14 protein-coding genes are annotated in these 17980 nt (G+C 51.7%); 8 read left to right on the top strand and 6 right to left on the bottom strand.

The window, feature by feature from the left end:
- Window positions 1–43: 43 nt before the first annotated feature.
- Window positions 44–2866 carry an excinuclease ABC subunit UvrA gene (gene uvrA, locus EHN13_RS06465; protein WP_124021073.1) on the bottom strand — a complete coding sequence of 941 codons (2823 nt, stop codon included), beginning with the start codon at window positions 2864–2866 and terminating at the stop codon, window positions 44–46.
- Between the two features lie 251 nt (window positions 2867–3117).
- Here uvrA and ssb1 point away from each other — a divergent pair, with 251 nt between their 5' ends.
- A complete protein-coding gene (gene ssb1, locus EHN13_RS06455) occupies window positions 3118–3642 on the top strand; it encodes a single-stranded DNA-binding protein SSB1 (RefSeq protein ID WP_003826621.1) in 525 nt (174 codons plus the stop codon).
- 482 nt (window positions 3643–4124) lie between these two features.
- Window positions 4125–6434: an autotransporter family protein gene (locus tag EHN13_RS06450; protein ID WP_124021072.1), complete on the top strand. Its 2310-nt coding sequence runs from the start codon at window positions 4125–4127 to the stop codon at window positions 6432–6434.
- An 83-nt stretch (window positions 6435–6517) separates the two neighbouring features.
- Here EHN13_RS06450 and EHN13_RS06445 read toward each other — a convergent pair whose 3' ends face one another.
- A complete protein-coding gene (locus EHN13_RS06445; protein WP_048213921.1) occupies window positions 6518–6799 on the bottom strand; it encodes a YjcB family protein in 282 nt (93 codons plus the stop codon).
- 551 nt (window positions 6800–7350) lie between these two features.
- On the opposite strand from EHN13_RS06445, the gene EHN13_RS06440 reads away from it, so the two are divergent.
- On the top strand, window positions 7351–8937 hold the full coding sequence (locus EHN13_RS06440; RefSeq protein WP_124021071.1) for an EAL domain-containing protein: 1587 nt from the start codon (window positions 7351–7353) through the stop codon (window positions 8935–8937).
- A gap of 2 nt (window positions 8938–8939) precedes the next feature.
- Here EHN13_RS06440 and soxS read toward each other — a convergent pair whose 3' ends face one another.
- Window positions 8940–9263, bottom strand: a complete 324-nt coding sequence (gene soxS, locus EHN13_RS06435; protein ID WP_005132611.1) for a superoxide response transcriptional regulator SoxS — start codon at window positions 9261–9263, stop codon at window positions 8940–8942.
- 86 nt (window positions 9264–9349) lie between these two features.
- Between soxS and soxR the strand changes: the two genes are divergently transcribed.
- From soxR to EHN13_RS06415, 3 genes are all read left to right on the top strand, one after another.
- Window positions 9350–9808: a redox-sensitive transcriptional activator SoxR gene (gene soxR / locus EHN13_RS06430; RefSeq protein WP_003826630.1), complete on the top strand. Its 459-nt coding sequence runs from the start codon at window positions 9350–9352 to the stop codon at window positions 9806–9808.
- A gap of 722 nt (window positions 9809–10530) precedes the next feature.
- Window positions 10531–11880, top strand: coding sequence for a guanine/hypoxanthine transporter GhxP (ghxP, locus tag EHN13_RS06425; protein ID WP_005132609.1), 1350 nt, complete (start codon window positions 10531–10533; stop codon window positions 11878–11880).
- Between the two features lie 157 nt (window positions 11881–12037).
- Window positions 12038–13684 (top strand): Na+/H+ antiporter, encoded by a 1647-nt coding sequence (locus tag EHN13_RS06415; protein ID WP_040229801.1) that lies wholly within the window; start codon window positions 12038–12040, stop codon window positions 13682–13684.
- 84 nt (window positions 13685–13768) lie between these two features.
- On the opposite strand, the gene EHN13_RS06410 is transcribed toward EHN13_RS06415, so the two are convergent.
- The gene (locus tag EHN13_RS06410; RefSeq protein ID WP_040229800.1) at window positions 13769–14659 is read right to left on the bottom strand and encodes a LysR family transcriptional regulator; all 891 of its coding nucleotides are present in this window, start codon (window positions 14657–14659) and stop codon (window positions 13769–13771) included.
- Between the two features lie 101 nt (window positions 14660–14760).
- On the opposite strand from EHN13_RS06410, the gene EHN13_RS06405 reads away from it, so the two are divergent.
- A complete protein-coding gene (locus EHN13_RS06405) occupies window positions 14761–15171 on the top strand; it encodes a CidA/LrgA family protein (protein WP_048213917.1) in 411 nt (136 codons plus the stop codon).
- Complete coding sequence (locus tag EHN13_RS06400) at window positions 15164–15853, top strand: LrgB family protein (RefSeq protein WP_003031745.1); 690 nt, start codon at window positions 15164–15166, stop codon at window positions 15851–15853. Before EHN13_RS06405 ends, EHN13_RS06400 begins: the two co-directional genes overlap by 8 nt.
- Window positions 15854–15898: 45 nt before the next feature.
- Here the strand turns inward: EHN13_RS06400 and actP are convergent, their stop codons facing one another.
- Complete coding sequence (actP, locus tag EHN13_RS06395; RefSeq protein WP_124021070.1) at window positions 15899–17548, bottom strand: cation/acetate symporter ActP; 1650 nt, start codon at window positions 17546–17548, stop codon at window positions 15899–15901.
- Entirely contained in the window at window positions 17545–17859 is a 315-nt protein-coding gene (locus EHN13_RS06390; protein WP_006688274.1) for a DUF485 domain-containing protein, read from the bottom strand. Before EHN13_RS06390 ends, actP begins: the two co-directional genes overlap by 4 nt.
- Window positions 17860–17980 lie beyond the last annotated feature (121 nt).

Genomic DNA, 17980 nt, shown 5'->3' with positions numbered 1-17980 from the left:
CCGGCCTACAGGGTATGTGCCCGTAGGCCTGATAAGGGCAGGATTACAACAGCGGCTTGAGGAAACGTGCCGTGTGTGAGACTTCACATTCAGCGACCGTCTCCGGTGTGCCGGAGACTAAAATTTCCCCGCCGCCGCTGCCGCCTTCCGGACCGAGATCGACAATCCAGTCTGCGGTTTTAATCACGTCCAGATTGTGCTCAATCACCACGATGGTGTTGCCCTGATTCCGGAGCTGATGCAGCACGTCCAGCAGTTGCTGAATATCCGCAAAATGCAGACCGGTGGTCGGCTCATCGAGAATATACAGCGTTTGCCCGGTACCGCGTTTTGACAACTCACGCGCCAGCTTCACGCGCTGCGCCTCACCGCCAGAGAGGGTCGTTGCGGACTGACCCAGTCGGATGTACGTCAGGCCAACGTCCATCAGCGTTTGCAGCTTACGCGCCAGCGCCGGAACGGCATCGAAGAACTCACGGGCTTCTTCAATCGTCATATCCAGCACTTCGTGGATAGTCTTGCCCTTGTACTTAATCTCCAGCGTTTCGCAGTTATAGCGCTTACCTTTGCACTGATCGCACGGCACGTAGATATCCGGCAGGAAGTGCATTTCGACTTTGATCACGCCGTCGCCCTGACAGGCTTCACAGCGTCCACCACGGACGTTAAAGCTGAAACGGCCTGGCGTGTAACCGCGCGCACGTGACTCCGGCACGCCGGCAAACAGTTCGCGCACTGGCGTAAACACGCCGGTGTAGGTTGCCGGGTTAGAGCGCGGTGTACGGCCAATCGGGCTTTGGTCAATATCGATGACTTTGTCGAAATGTTCCAGACCCTGAACATCGCGATACGGCGCAGGTTCCGCCAGCGTCGCACCGTTCAGCGCCGTCTGCGCAATTGGGAACAGCGTATCGTTAATCAGCGTCGATTTACCTGAGCCGGAAACCCCGGTAATGCAGGTAAATAAACCAACCGGCAGCGTCAGAGTGACATCTTTCAGGTTGTTACCGCGTGCGCCGGTGAGCTTCAGCACTTTTTCCGGGTCAGCCGCCACGCGCTGTTTCGGTACTTCAATTTTGCGCTTACCGCTCATGTACTGGCCGGTTAGCGACTCAGGCACCGCCATGATATCTTTTAGCGTTCCTTCAGCAACCACCTGGCCGCCGTGAACGCCCGCGCCGGGGCCGATGTCGATAACGTGGTCAGCGGCGCGAATCGCATCTTCATCGTGCTCGACCACAATCACGGTATTACCCAGGTTACGCAGGTGGATAAGCGTACCCAGCAGACGTTCGTTATCGCGCTGATGCAGACCGATAGACGGTTCATCCAGCACGTACATTACACCGACCAGACCCGCGCCGATCTGGCTTGCCAGGCGAATACGCTGAGCTTCGCCGCCGGAGAGCGTTTCCGCTGAACGCGACAGCGTCAGGTAGTTGAGGCCGACGTTGACCAGGAACTTCAGACGATCGCCAATCTCTTTAAGGATTTTCTCGGCAATCTTCGCCCGCTGACCTGCAAGCTTCAGGTTGTTGAAGAAATCCATCGCATGACCGATGCTCATGTCGGAAATCGCGGGCAGTGGCGTATTTTCGACAAATACGTGGCGGGCTTCCCGGCGTAAACGCGTCCCTTCACAGCTGGCGCACGGTCGGTTACTGATGAATTTGGCTAATTCTTCGCGTACCGCACTGGATTCCGTCTCTTTATAACGGCGCTCCATATTGTGCAGCACACCTTCAAACGGGTGACGACGTACGGACGTATCGCCGCGATCGTTCATGTATTTGAATTCGATATTTTCTTTACCCGAACCGTACAGCACCACTTTATGCACAGTAGGGTTCAGGCTGGCCCACGGGGCTTCGACATCGAACTTATAGTGTTCCGCCAGCGACTTAAGCATCTGGAAATAATAGAAGTTACGGCGATCCCAACCGCGGATGGCGCCACCGGCCAGCGACAGTTCCGGGTTTTGAATCACCCGGTCAGGATCGAAATACTGCTGCACGCCGAGACCATCACAGGTTGGGCATGCGCCTGCCGGGTTGTTAAACGAGAACAGGCGGGGTTCCAGTTCGCGCATGCTGTAGCCGCAAATCGGGCAGGCGAAGTTGGCGGAGAACAGCAGCTCTTCCGCTTTCGGGTCGTCCATATCGGCGACCACCGCCGTACCGCCGGACAGTTCCAGCGCGGTTTCAAAGGATTCAGCCAGTCGCTGGGTGAGGTCGTCACGGACTTTAAAGCGGTCAATCACCACTTCAATAGTGTGTTTCTTTTGCAGCTCAAGTTTGGGCGGATCGGAAAGGTCACACACTTCACCGTCGATACGGGCGCGGATATAGCCCTGTCCCGCCAGGTTTTCCAGCGTTTTGGTGTGCTCGCCTTTACGCTCTTTAATTACCGGTGCCAGTAGCATCAGACGCTTGCCTTCCGGCTGCGACAGCACGTTGTCCACCATCTGGCTAACGGTCTGCGCCGCCAGGGGAACGTCGTGATCCGGGCAGCGCGGCTCGCCAACGCGGGCAAACAGCAGGCGCAGATAGTCGTGAATTTCGGTAATCGTACCTACCGTGGATCGCGGGTTATGAGACGTCGATTTTTGTTCAATTGAGATGGCAGGAGACAGCCCCTCAATGTGGTCGACATCTGGTTTTTCCATCAGTGACAGAAACTGACGCGCGTACGCGGAAAGGGATTCAACGTAACGACGTTGCCCTTCGGCATACAGGGTGTCGAAAGCAAGCGAAGATTTGCCTGAGCCCGAAAGCCCGGTGACGACAATCAGCTTGTCGCGCGGGATGACGAGGTTGATGTTTTTGAGATTATGGGTGCGGGCGCCCCGAACTTCGATCTTATCCATTCATCTTTCCCGGATTAAACGCTTTTTTGCCTGGCTGCATGGTGCTACCGGCGATCACAAACGGTTAATTATGACACAACCTGACCTGAATGGATATACAGTATTGGAATGCAAAACGCATGTTCCTGTGCAACAATGTCTGGCGGAGGTTGTTTACTGGAATCAACTTCGCAACGTAGTAAAAGCGCTATTGGAAATGCTACAATCCCGCGCTTACACTTATTCAGTAACGTTTTTCAGGAGACACGATCATGGCCAGCAGAGGCGTAAACAAGGTGATTCTCGTCGGTAATCTGGGCCAGGACCCGGAAGTACGCTATATGCCGAATGGTGGCGCAGTTGCCAACATTACGCTGGCTACTTCCGAATCCTGGCGTGATAAAGCGACCGGTGAAATGAAAGAGCAGACTGAATGGCACCGCGTTGTGCTGTTTGGCAAACTGGCGGAAGTCGCCAGCGAATATCTGCGTAAAGGTTCTCAGGTCTATATTGAAGGCCAACTGCGTACCCGCAAATGGACCGATCAGTCCGGCGTAGAAAAGTACACCACTGAAGTTGTTGTTAACGTTGGCGGCACCATGCAAATGCTGGGCGGTCGTCAGGGCGGTGGTGCTCCGGCAGGTGGCGGCCAGCAGCAGGGTGGTTGGGGTCAGCCTCAGCAGCCGCAGGGCGGTAATCAGTTCAGCGGCGGCGCGCAGTCTCGCCCGCAGCAGTCCGCTCCGGCAGCGCCGTCTAACGAACCGCCGATGGATTTCGACGACGATATTCCGTTCTAAGATAGCGGAACGCATTAACGTTCGTACTGATGAAAACCCCGTTGCGACGGGGTTTTTTACATCTCTTGTTCAGAGTAAATTACTCGGTATTTTCTGGTTTATCATCGCTGCTTGATGATTCATTTAATACGAGCTGATTAGCGCTACTATTCGATAATATTTATTTATAACCATGGGAAATGAAAATAAATGTAGGCATTATCGAATAAAAACAGAGAATATGAAGGTAATAATTGGTGAATATGTATCATACATTCAATTTCTTCTGTTTGAGATAGTTTTCCGGAGAGTAATATTTAATTAATTTAATGGGAAAAATGTATTTTACGGCATGGTAAATATTGACAAATTGCTGCCCGGCTTTAAATAATACTTTTAGCTTATCAATTCTTCGTTAATGAAAATACATTTATTATTCGCTGCTTTTTTATTGGTGGGGTGTTGATAAATGCTTTGATAAACTATTTGTTATGGAGCTTACTATGTATCAAAGGAAGATAAACCCTAAAGCAATAATACCCTTTGCACTATCATTTACCGCAGCGCAGTTGGTTTGCGCTGGATTTGCGAGTGCAAAAAACTATGAACTGAATTATATAGATGTTAATGGTGGTCAGGAAGGGATCATCATTCGGGATACGATTGCTGATGATAAAAACTATGATATCACGGTAAATATTGATAACCCTGTGCGAGGTGAAGGTAATGGCCTTGAGGTGAAGATTGGCAGTATCACCAAAGACCAGGCGGGAGAGTATCAAATTGGTAATTACAACGTTAATATCAGCGGAACTACGCAACAGGAACACCGCGCCGGGCTGGCCTTTTTTGGCTTATCCGCCGAAGGTCAGGGCACCAACGTCAAAGTTGATAACTTTAGCCTGAAAAATACTTTCTTAATTGGCTCTAAGTATACCCATAATAATACTGCGTTGTATGCGGGAAGCGGTGCGGATATCACTGTAAACGGCAATGTGTATGTTCGTTCAGAGGTTGAACACACCAACGATGGAGAAGATGCTACGCTGGCAAATAATGGAATCTATGCACGTGGAGTAGGTTCAACTATTACGGCAAACGGTGGTAACATTTACATTAATACTTACGCCAGTAATTTCAGAGAACTGCTGGAAAACAACAGCGGTTATCCTGATGGTTCATCAAAAAGTGATGCGGTTAGTGCTAAAGATGGTGGCGTCGTTAATATTAATCAGTCAGGTGAGTATAAGGTCAATTTGTTGGGGAATATCGACTTTGGCGATAAAATATATGCTCATACCAGCCAGATGAATATTACGCTAAATGGTGCAGAATCATTTTGGCATGGGCACGAAGCGAATGTTCTGGACATCGACAGTAATAAATGGGCGGGAGATTTGAATCTGACGTTGATGAATAATGCCCACTGGATTCCAGATGGTAAAGACGCTCAGATCAGTGCTATCACCTTGCAAGACGGCGGGACGATAAACCTGCATGGTTTTAACCTGCATACCAATCAGAGCATCAACGAAACGGTGAAAATTCACGATCTGAAAGGCAACAACGGTATTTTCCTGATTGATGTAAATACAAATAAAACAGATGAGCAGCGGCGTAATGGTAGCGACTTTATCGAAGTCGTTAAGAGTAGCACGGGGGGAACTCATGCCATTGAGGCGTTAAATATTAATAAGCTCAGCAATCTACAAGAAGATATCTGGGTTGCCGATGCCGCCAGCAATGTGATGTTTGAAGCGTACGATAAAATCGATATCACTAACGAGTATGTATATGACTATAAACCGCTACTGCGCTCTGATATTCGGGAAGGCGATCCGGCAAGCCAGTATGGCACAAACTGGTATATTACGGGGATTTCAACGAAAGCCAGTGCGGGTAGCAACACCGCGATTGCCAATGCCGGGTTAAACTACGCGGCGGCCACCGCCCGTCTCGAAATCGACAGCCTGAATAAGCGTTTAGGGGAATTACGCCAGAACCAACAGCAAAATGGTCTGTGGATACGCTATAAAGGCGGTGAAATGGAAAGCGATAATGGCAGCTACTTCAAAAACCTGTATAGCTTCTGGCAACTTGGTTATGACAATAAGGTAGAGAGTGAACAATCAGTCTGGACGCGAGGCATTGCGGCGCATTACATGAGAGGTAACGCTGACTTTACTTATGGCACGGGCGATAACAAGAGCTACGGTGGTTCACTTTATGCTGCATGGAACCGTCCGGAGAAACAGGACTACCTGGATCTGGTTCTGAAATATAGCCGCCATGAGAGTGATTTTAACTACCGAAATGTGTACGGCAATATGGGGGGGGCGGATAGCAGCACGTGGTCAATTAGCGCCAGCGCAGAATACGGCCGTGAGTTTAGTCTGGGAGAATCCTCTTTCATCGAACCGCAAGCGCAACTCGTGTATACCCGATTGGATGAAGCGCGTTATACCACCAGCAGTGGGCTACGGGTACGTCAGAATGATATCGACAGCGTGATTGGTCGTGTCGGATTGCGGGGAGGTTATCGCTTTGAGGAACGCCCGGATAGCGACATTTATGTGAAGCTGGATCTGCTGCATGAGTTTGCCGGCGATCGTGATGTCACTGTGTGGGGTAAAGACGCGTCCATGACGGTCCGTGAGGGAGGTAGCGACTCGTGGATTAACTACGGTATTGGAACCAATATTCATCTTACTCAGAACAATAATTCCCGACTGTACGTTGACCTGGAAAGATCGGCTGGAGGCGACATTGATATGAACTGGCAGGTGAACGCAGGGTTCCGGATGGAGTGGTAAGCGGTTACCGGAACGTCAGTAAAATCGTTATCGCTTAAAACCGTGTCCGACCGGGTATAATCTGGTCGGACACACTGCTGTTATCAATTCAACACCATCGGCCAGTCTGGCGGAGTATGGCTCATCACGTCGAGCATCACAGATTCGATGTTATTCCAGATAGTGGATACATCTACCAGGGTGATACCGAGTAATCCGGTTGCAAACCAGCAGGCAAAAACAAGCCCTAAACCGCTGCTGATAACGGCCAGTCCAACATAATCTGATTTACGAAAACGAATATTGAGCGTACTGGCTAAAAACATCAGTACTGCGCTGAGCAGTTGCCACCGCAGAAGAACTACGCCAGTTGTTATTGTTGCCATGAAAAACGTCCTCAGAAAGTCTTGATGCCCAGGACAGCGCGGGGTTATTCACAGAGGGTGTGGTACTCTGGCTATCGACGGGCAATAACATGAATGAAACAATGTTTCTGTTACATTATTTCTGTGAACTATATCACATTTGCTCGTTTGTTCACCAGTATCTGACGTTATTTTTGCCGGTTTTTATCCATGTTAATTGTATGGTTATCTTGATTCATAAACGAATAATAAATTATGCGTTATGTAAGATGCATTCATGTTACTTGTTTTCTTTATCCGAAATTAATCGTTAAAAAAGTTAATGTGTTTTATGCGTGCCGCCAGTATAACGCGTGTAAAACATTACTCTTTCTTGATAATGATGTTGCAAAATAAGCGTAACTTTAAGTTTGCCTTACGGGAAAATAATATCATCATCCACTATTATCAGACTTTTACATAGAGACGTCTGTTGATAATGTTGATAGATTCATGCAACTTAACCAGTTGGTGTTTATAGCATCCTGCCTTGATGGGTACTGGCATATACGAAACAGGGAAATAGGGCTGACATGAATCTCAGTGCGCAAAGCAAGATGCTGAAGCTCCTCGGCACGCTCACGGTGGTATTGCTCCCCGTGGTGCTGGCGCTATGGTTTGCTCATATCCGGGCGACGTCCGAAACCCGCACTCAACTCCACTCATTTGCTCAACTGGTGTTAAATAAAACGGAACTGGTGATCCAGCAAGCTGATTTAGCGCGTGATATGGCTCAGCTGTATCAGGGTAAGATGTGTACCCCTGCCCATCAGAAAAGTATGCTGAATATTATTCGCGGGCGTTTATATATCAGCGAGCTAATTTATGCACAAGATGATCATTTTTTGTGCTCTACGTCGATGGCACCGTCAGTTCCCTATATTATGCCAACCGCTGACTATAAACGTACGCCGGACGTTTCGATCTATTACTATCGCGATACGCCTTTTTTCTCTGGCTACAACATGACGTATATGCAAAGAGGAAACTACGTCGTTGTCATTAACCCATTATCTTACAGCGAAGTCATGTCAGATGACCCTGGCCTATTGTGGGGCGTCTATGACACGATAACGGATACTTTCTTCTCCGCCAGCAATCAGGCGCATGTTAAGCAATTTCTGCCGCTGGTGCGCGGTAAAGCCTCTACCTTCCAACTGGACGATCGGTTCTATACCATCGTTCGTTCTGAGAAGCGCCCGATCGCGATTATTGTTTCGACGACCCGCGATCGCGTCCATCAAAATTTCTATCACGAAGCCGCACTCACGATCCCCTTTGGGGTGATCTGCAGCATTCTGATGCTGTTGATGTGGTGGCGTACGCGCCAGCAGTACCATTCCCCTCGTCGTTTGTTAAGGCGTGCGCTGGAAAAACGCCAGCTACGCCTGCATTACCAGCCGATCATCGATATCAAGAATGGTCAATGTGTGGGGGCCGAGGCGCTGATGCGTTGGCCAGGTTGCAAAGGCGAGGTCATGAGCCCGACGGAATTTATTCCGCTGGCTGAAAAAGAAGGCATGATTGAAAGGATCACGGATTACGTGGTCGAAGAAGTGTTCAATGATTTAGGGTATTTTCTTTCAGCGCATCCCCAGATTTATATCTCAATTAACCTCTCAGCTTCTGATTTCCATTCATCCCGACTGATTGCCCTGATCGCTGAGAAAGCGCGTGATTACTCAGTCGCTGCCCAGCAAATTAAAGTCGAAGTGACGGAGCGTGGATTTATTGATGTGCATAAAATGACCCCGGTAATCCAGGCATTCCGTCAGGCCGGTTATGAAGTGGCATTTGATGATTTTGGGACGGGATATTCCAATCTGCACAATCTGGCGGCACTGAACGTGGATATCCTGAAGATTGATAAATCTTTTATTAGTACGCTGGCGACCAACAGTACCAGCCACCTGATTGCCGAACATATCATCGAAATGGCGCAAAGCTTACATCTGAAGACAATTGCTGAAGGGGTGGAAACGGCAGATCAAATGGAATGGCTGCTTGAACGTGGCGTTCAGTATTGTCAGGGGTGGTATTTTGCGAAAGCGTTACCGCCGCAGGAGTTTATGCTCTGGCTACAGCGCTCGCCCGCCATACTGACGCAGAGCGGGCAATAATCCTACAGGCGATGACGGTAGTCGCTGGGTGTACGATCAAACTCGCGGCGGAACACGCGTGAGAACGTTTGTTGCGACACATAGCCGAGATCCATCGCAATATCGAAAATAGGTCGTTCGGTCGTCCGTAGTTCCACGGCGGCTAACAAAAGTCGGCGCTGGCGGATATAGTCACCCAACGTCTGACGCATCACCGTGCGGAACATCCTCTGTAAATACCACTTCGAGTAACCTGATTTTTTTGCCACCGCCTCAATGTTCAGCGGTTGATCGATATGTTCATCAATCCATTCAATAAGGGTCTGAATTATCTGCTGATGGGACATAGGGCTGCCTCTTTCTCAGTATTCGATTCGTCGTTTTGTCTGTGGGCGAGTATAATTCCTCAAGTTAACTTGAGGTAAAGCGATTTATGGAAAAGAAATTACCCCGGATAAAAGCGCTGCTCACGCCAGGTGAAGTCGCAAAACGTAGCGGTGTCGCGGTATCAACTCTGCACTTCTATGAAAGCAAAGGGTTAATCAGCAGCATGCGCAACAGCGGCAATCAGCGTCGATACAAACGTGATGTGTTGCGTTATGTCGCGATTATCAAGATTGCCCAGCGTATCGGTATACCACTGGCAACGATTGGCGACGCGCTGGGCGTATTACCTGAAGGACATTCACTTAGCGCTAAAGAGTGGAAGCAGCTCTCTTCGCAATGGCGTGAAGAACTGGACCGGCGTATTCATACCCTGGTGGCGTTGCGTGATGAACTGGATGGATGCATTGGTTGCGGTTGTTTGTCGCGTAGTGATTGCCCGTTGCGTAACCCAGGCGATCAGCTTGGTGAGCAGGGAACCGGGGCGCGTCTGCTGGAAGATGATTGATTGGTTTAAATATATGACGGATATATACCCTAAATAATTCGCGTTGTGGGAAGGCGGCAAGAGCACGAATCCCGATGAGCTTAGTAAACTAAGTGATTCGGGTGAGTAAACGCAGCCAACACACCTGCAACGTGAAGTATGACGGGTATAAAACTAAAGCGCCACAGAGGGCGCTTTAGTTTGGTTCCGGTCTTCGTCTTTCACTCTATCCCGCTGGTTCACGGGAGGGTTTCCCCCGACATCAACACCCCTCAGTCGAGCACATTAGGGGAGGTTCCGGCTTGTGTTGATAAGGTAAGTGTATGCCACCCCCGTCTATTTGCCAGTCGATTGATGGTTTTTTAGCCGAAAAATTTTCCGCATCTTCATTCGTTTTTTTGCGCGAATTAACGTGAAAGATTACCGCTGGGGTTGTAATAACTGCGCGAAATTTGTTGCCAGATTGCGCATTGACGATAACGTTTGCGCATCGACTGGCTATTTCTTGTGCGTTATAAGAAGAAATGAGTAAAAAGCGGCAAAGTTCAGTTGAAAACCAGTACATGATCGCTAGATAATCGTTTGCTTTTTTTTACCACCCGTTTTTATGCGCGGAGCTAAACGTTTGCTTTTTTGCGACACCCCTACTGACGCAAACCTGGCACAGGGAGAAAACGTTAAGCAGGCAGTGGATTGTCCAGCACGCATAATGACGAAAAATAAACTCTCAGGGGATGTTTTCTATGTCTACGCCTTCAGCGCGTACCGGCGGTTCACTCGACGCCTGGTTTAAAATTTCGCACCGTGGCAGTACCGTTCGACAGGAAGTCGTTGCCGGATTAACGACGTTTCTGGCGATGGTCTACTCTGTTATCGTGGTTCCAGGAATGCTGGGTAAAGCCGGTTTCCCGCCAGCCGCTGTATTTGTGGCAACCTGCCTGGTAGCCGGTGTCGGCTCTATTGTGATGGGCCTGTGGGCCAACCTACCGCTGGCGATTGGTTGCGCCATTTCTTTGACGGCGTTTACCGCATTCAGCCTGGTGCTGGGGCAGCATATTAGCGTGCCTGTTGCGTTGGGCGCGGTGTTTCTGATGGGTGTTCTGTTTACCATCATTTCCGCGACAGGTATTCGTAGCTGGATCCTGCGCAATCTGCCACAGGGCGTTGCGCACGGTACGGGTATTGGTATCGGCCTGTTCCTGCTGCTGATTGCGGCAAACGGTGTTGGTCTGGTCATTAAGAACCCGCTGGATGGCCTGCCGGTTGCGCTGGGTGACTTCGACACCTTCCCGGTCATTATGTCGCTGATTGGTCTGGCGGTGATTATCGGCCTCGAAAAACTGAAAGTACCGGGTGGCATCCTGCTGACCATTATTGGTATTTCCGTCGTTGGCCTGATTTTCGATCCGGCCGTGCATTTCTCCGGTATTTTTGCCATGCCGTCTCTGAGCGACGAAAACGGCAACTCGCTGATCGGCAGCCTGGACATTATGGGTGCACTGAACCCTGTCGTTCTGCCGAGCGTGCTGGCGCTGGTCATGACCGCCGTCTTCGATGCGACCGGAACCATCCGCGCGGTTGCGGGCCAGGCGAATCTGCTGGATAAAGACGGTCAGATTATCGATGGCGGCAAAGCGTTAACGACTGACTCCCTGAGCAGCGTGTTCTCTGGCCTGGTGGGCGCTGCTCCGGCGGCGGTTTACATTGAATCTGCAGCGGGTACCGCGGCAGGGGGTAAAACCGGTCTGACGGCGATCACCGTAGGTGTTCTGTTCCTGCTGATCCTGTTCCTTTCTCCGCTCTCTTACCTTGTTCCTGCTTACGCAACGGCACCGGCGCTGATGTATGTTGGTTTGCTGATGCTGAGCAACGTGGCGAAAATCGATTTTACCGACTTCGTCGACGCGATGGCGGGACTGATTACCGCTGTCTTTATCGTGCTGACCTGTAATATCGTGACCGGCATTATGATCGGTTTTGCCACTCTGGTTATTGGCCGTATTGTTTCCGGCGAATGGCGAAAACTGAATATCGGAACGGTGGTGATTGCCGTGGCGCTGGTTGCATTCTATGCAGGCGGTTGGGCTATTTAATTCCGATACGCTCTTGATCCTGAAAACGGGTGGCTTTTGCCGCCCGTTTTTATTTTCAGAACACACTCGTTGTCTTTTGCGTTACTCTCGAGTAGATAGAATTGAGGCACGACGCCTCTCACCACTAATCATAAGAAACATCGCAAACAGGGAACGCATGGAAATCTTTTTCACCATACTCATCATGACCCTTGTGGTCTCGCTGTCGGGGGTATTTACTCGCGTATTGCCCTTCCAACTCCCTTTACCCCTTATGCAGATCGCCATCGGCGCCTTGCTGGCGTGGCCGACGTTTGGTTTGCATGTGGAATTCGATCCTGAGCTGTTTTTGGTGCTGTTCATCCCGCCGCTGCTGTTTGCCGATGGCTGGAAGACGCCAACGCGTGAGTTTCTGGAGCACGGACGAGAGATCTTCGGTCTGGCACTGGCGCTCGTACTGGTTACGGTGGTCGGCATTGGTTTTATGATTTATTGGCTGGTCCCGGGGATTCCGCTGATCCCCGCTTTTGCGCTGGCCGCAGTGTTATCGCCAACCGATGCCGTTGCCCTTTCTGGCATTGTCGGCGAGGGGCGTATACCGAAGAAAATCATGGGCATCCTGCAGGGCGAAGCGTTGATGAACGATGCGTCTGGCCTGGTATCGCTGAAATTTGCTGTGGCCGTGGCAATGGGAACGATGGTGTTTACCGTTGGTGGTGCGACGGTTGAGTTCTTTAAGGTAGCGATTGGCGGCATCCTGGCGGGTTTTGTCGTCAGCTGGTTGTATGGACGCTCTCTGCGCTTTCTTAGCCGCTGGGGCGGCGATGAGCCGGCAACGCAAATTGTTCTGCTGTTCCTGCTGCCGTTTGCTTCTTACCTGATTGCCGAACACATTGGTGTTTCCGGGATCCTCGCGGCGGTCGCAGCCGGGATGACGATAACCCGTTCAGGCGTAATGCGTCGTGCGCCATTGGCGATGCGCTTACGTGCTAACAGCACCTGGGCAATGCTGGAGTTCGTCTTTAACGGCATGGTCTTCCTGCTGTTAGGGCTGCAATTACCGGGGATTTTGGAGTCTTCTCTGGTGGCGGCAGAAGCCGATCCGAACGTTGAAACCTGGATGCTGTTTACCGATATCGTGCTGATTTACGTAGCGCTGATGCTGGTGCGTTTTGGCTGGCTGTGGACGATGAAAAAATTCAGTCTGCGCTTCCTGAAGAAAAAGCCGATGGAGTTTGGCTCATGGACAACGCGTGAAATCCTGATCGCCTCCTTTGCGGGAGTTCGCGGGGCGATTACGCTTGCCGGTGTGCTCTCCATCCCGCTGCTGTTGCCGGATGGTAGCGGCTTCCCGGCGCGCTACGAGCTAGTATTCCTTGCCGCGGGCGTGATCCTGTTCTCGCTGTTTGTCGGTGTAGTGATGCTACCGATTCTGCTGCAACACCTGGAAGTGGCAGATCACTCGCAGCAACTGAAAGAAGAGCGGATAGCCCGCGCTGCGACGGCGGAAGTCGCGATTGTTGCTATCCAGAAAATGGAAGAGCGTCTGGCGGCGGACAGCGAAGAGAATATTGATAATCAACTGCTGACCGAAGTGAGCTCTCGTGTAATCGGTAACCTGCGCCGTCGCGTCGATGGACGTAACGATGTGGAAAGCTCATTACAGGAAGAGAACCTCGAGCGACGTTTCCGCCTGGCGGCATTGCGTTCAGAACGTGCAGAGCTTTATCACCTGCGCGCCACGCGCGAAATCAGCAATGAAACGCTGCAGAAACTGTTGCACGATCTGGACTTGCTGGAAGCGTTGCTGATCGAGAACCAATAAACGGTTGTGCCGGATGCGCTACGCTTATCAGGCCTACGGAATCGAATTGTAGGCCGGGTAAGGCGTTTACGCCGCATCCGGCACTTACGATTCTTGCGTTAACCAAAACCCTTCGCAGCATGTCAGCCACGCCTGAGCGCTGTGCGACAGATACACGCCTTCACGCCAAATCATGCCCAGTTGCCAGCGTAAATCGCTCTCCAGCGGGATCCAGCGCAGCGTCTGTTTATCCAGTCGTTGGCAAATTGGCTCCGGTAAAATAGCGATACCGACGCCGGCTTGCACCATGGCCGCCAGAAAATCCCACTGCCCGCTGCGTACCGCGATGCGCGGCTTGACGTTGTGCTGGCTAAACAGTTCAAGCAGCTGGCGACTCAAGGCGAAATCTTCGTTATAGATCAGCAGCGGGTGCTCCGCTAACGCTTCGGGGGAAATGGACTCACACGTTGTCCACTGACCGGAGCGGGGGACCAGCACGCAGAGCGGATGACTGAAAAGCGGTAAGGTTGCCAGTCCACTCTCTTCCTCGACCGGAAGGGCCGTCATGGCGACATCCAAATCTCCGCTCATGACTGCCTGTTGGACGGTTAAGCCACCAAACTCCGATATTTTAAGCTCAACGCCGGGATAACGCTGGCGAAACAGGCTGATGGGACCTGCCATCAACATACCGACCATTGGCGGGATACCAAGGCGCAATAGCCCTTTGTTCAGATGGTTAATGTCGCTAAGTTCGGCTTCAAGCTGGCGAAACTCGGCCAAAATTGCCAGACCGCGCTCAAAAACAACCTGTCCGGTATCGGTCAATAAAAGCCGCCGACCGTCGCGGATTAACAGCGTGCAGTTCAGCTCGTCTTCAAGGTTCTTCAACATTTTGCTGATGGTGGGTTGGGTGACAAAAAGCTTCTCCGCTGCGCGGGTAAAGCTCTGCTGACGCACCACCTCAACAAAATATCGCAGCGTTCTGATATCCATGATTATTCCTTAAGACTATGCCTGCAATGAGTTTAATTCATTTCAGTCCTGGACGGGGGCTCTCTATACTGGCGCTCTCTATTTTTTAAGGACATACCCTCATGGCTGTGGCGATAAGCCGCGTGACGCCTGCTGTCATTCAACGACTCCAGATCCCCGTTCAGGTTCTGTTGTACGCAGGTCTCTTTGTATTTGCTCAATATCTTGTCTCCTGGCTGCATCTACCGCTTCCCGCCAACCTGGTCGGGATGGTGCTGATGTTGGCATTAATTATCTGCCGGGTTATCCCGCTGAGCTGGATACGCGCCGGTGCCCGCTGGTTACTGGCTGAAATGCTGCTGTTTTTTGTTCCGGCAGTGGTGGCCGTCGTCAACTATACGCAGCTGTTGTTAGTCGATGGCTGGCGTATTTTTGCTGTCATTGCGATAAGCACGCTGATGGTGCTCGGTGCCACGGCGTGGGTGGTCGATAAAGTGTATCGCTATGAAATGAGCAGGTTAAACCGTGAGTAATTTCCAGCTAAGCGTGTTGTGTCTGGTGATTACGCTGGGTATCTACTTTGCTAATAAGCGTTTGTATCGCCGTTTTCGCAAATTACCGCTGATGCCGCTGGTCCTCACGCCAGCACTGTTGGTGCTGATGCTGGTGTTCGGGCATATTTCCTGGCAGAACTATATTGGCGAATCACACTGGCTGCTGTGGTTATTAGGTCCGGCGACCATCGCCTTTGCCGTTCCGGTGTATGACAACCTCGCGGTGATTAAGCGTCACTGGATGTCGCTGACGGCGGGCGTGGTAACGGCAACGCTGGTGGCCGTTACCAGTTCCGTGTGGCTGGCGCGCCTGTTTATGTTGCCTGATGAGATCCAACGTAGCCTGGCGGTACGTTCCGTCACCACGCCGTTTGCGCTGGCAGCGGCAGAACCCTTGGGCGGGCAGCCGGACCTGGTGGCCTTGTTCGTGGTGGTGACCGGTGTATTCGGTATGGCCGTCGGCGATGTGCTGTTTTTACGGCTTTCCATCCGTGAAGGAATGGCGAAAGGCGCAGGATTTGGCGCCGCATCGCATGGCGCAGGCACGGCGCGCTCTTATGAGCTTGGTCAGCAGGAGGGCGTGGTTGCCAGTCTGGTAATGATGCTTTCCGGTGTGGTGATGGTGCTGGTGGCACCGTTGGTGGCGAGGCTGATGTTCTGAGAAAAGATATAATCCTCCGGCCCGAAAGCCGGAGGAGAAGGGAGGTTAGTGTGCACGACCTTGTTCTACGCCGTACCCGGTTTGGGAACGGATGAACTGAGCACGGAACTGCTCGCGTTCGCGGTTGCCTTCTTCTGAGTTGTCGGTCGCAGAGAAGAACCAGATCCCGAGGAACGCTACGCTGATGGAGAACAGCGCCGGATATTCATACGGGAAAATGGCTTTTTCGTGACCGAGGATCTGGACCCAAATGGTTGGGCCGAGAATCATCAATACTACCGCTGTTAACAGACCTAACCAGCCACCCAGCATTGCGCCACGGGTGGTCAGACGCGACCAGTACATGGAAAGCAGGATGATCGGGAAGTTGCAGCTGGCCGCGATGGCGAACGCCAGACCCACCATGAAGGCGATGTTCTGATTTTCGAACAGCACGCCGAGCACGATGGCAATCACACCCAATATCAGTACGGTAATTTTCGAGACGCGCAGTTCTTCACGCTCGGTAGCGCCTTTGCGGAATACGTTGGCGTACAAGTCGTGAGAAACTGCCGAAGCGCCCGCCAGCGTCAGCCCGGCAACCACCGCCAGAATGGTGGCAAAGGCCACTGCAGAGATAAAGCCGAGGAACAGGTTGCCGCCCACCGCATTCGCCAGGTGAACCGCCGCCATGTTGTTACCACCGATCAGTGCGCCTGCAGCATCTTTGTACTCTGGGTTAGCACCTACCAGCATGATCGCGCCAAAGCCGATGATAAAGGTCAGGATGTAGAAATAACCCATAAAGCCGGTGGCATAGAATACGCTCTTACGCGCTTCGCGGGCATCGCTGACCGTGAAGAAACGCATCAGAATATGCGGCAAGCCTGCCGTACCGAACATCAATCCAAGACCTAACGACAGGGCGGATATCGGATCTTTTACCAGACCGCCCGGGCTCATAATCGCGGAGCCTTTCGGGTGTACCGCCATCGCTTCGGTGAACAGGTTGTTGAAGCTGAAGCCGACGTGCTTCATTACCATGAAGGCCATAAAGCTGGCGCCGAACAGCAGCAGAACGGCTTTAATGATCTGTACCCAGGTGGTTGCCAGCATGCCGCCAAACAGCACGTACATCATCATCAGTACGCCAACCAGCACCACGGCGATGTGATAGTTCAGACCAAACAGCAGCTCAATCAGCTTACCTGCGCCGACCATCTGGGCGATCAGATACAGCGCGACCACCACCAGGGAACCACAGGCCGACAGAATACGGATTGGCCCCTGCTTCAGACGATAAGACGCAACGTCTGCAAAGGTATAACGACCGAGGTTACGCAGGCGTTCCGCAATCAGGAACAGGATAATTGGCCAGCCGACCAGGAAGCCGAGCGAGTAAATCAGCCCGTCATAACCGGAGGTAAATACCAGCGCGGAAATTCCAAGGAACGATGCCGCCGACATATAGCCGCCCGCAATCGCCAGCCCGTTCTGGAAACCGGTGATGTTACCGCCGGCGGTGTAGTAGTCATTACGCGAACGTACGCGCTTAGACGCCCAGTAGGTAATACCGAGCGTAAAGATGACGAAAATCAGGAACATGATAATCGCCTGCCAGTTGGTTGGCTGGCGTTGAACTGCACCGCTAATAGCATCCGCCGCGTTTGCGGCGAAGGGCAGCGTGGCGGCAAGCGCCGTCAGGACTCTCTTCATGATGCTTTAACCTCGTGCAGAACCGCATTGTTCAGGCGATCAAATTCACCGTTGGCCCGCCAGATGTAGATCCCGGTCAGGATGAAGGAGATGAGGATCACGCCGACCCCAATCGGAATACCCCGGGTGACGCTGGTTCCCGCGTGTAGCGGCGTACCCAGCCAGCCAGGCGCAAAGGCAATCAGTAAAATAAAGCTGATATAAACTGCCAGCATGATGATGGACAGAATGGTGGCAAACCGTTGCCGTTTTTCTACTAACTCCCTGAAACGCGCACTGTCTTCTATCCGCTGATAAATATTGTCATTCATCACAGAGTCTCCAGAGGTCCCCCTGCGTCTTTCGTGCTACAGGTTCGTTGGCCGCACTCGCCTACCCCAGTCACATAGTGAACTATGTGACTGGGGATATGCTTGCTTGCCGCCTTCCTGT

The sequence above is a fragment of the Citrobacter youngae genome, from assembly GCF_003818115.1.
GTDB classification, from domain to species: domain Bacteria; phylum Pseudomonadota; class Gammaproteobacteria; order Enterobacterales; family Enterobacteriaceae; genus Citrobacter; species Citrobacter youngae.
This window is presented reverse-complemented; position numbering and strand designations above follow the sequence as displayed.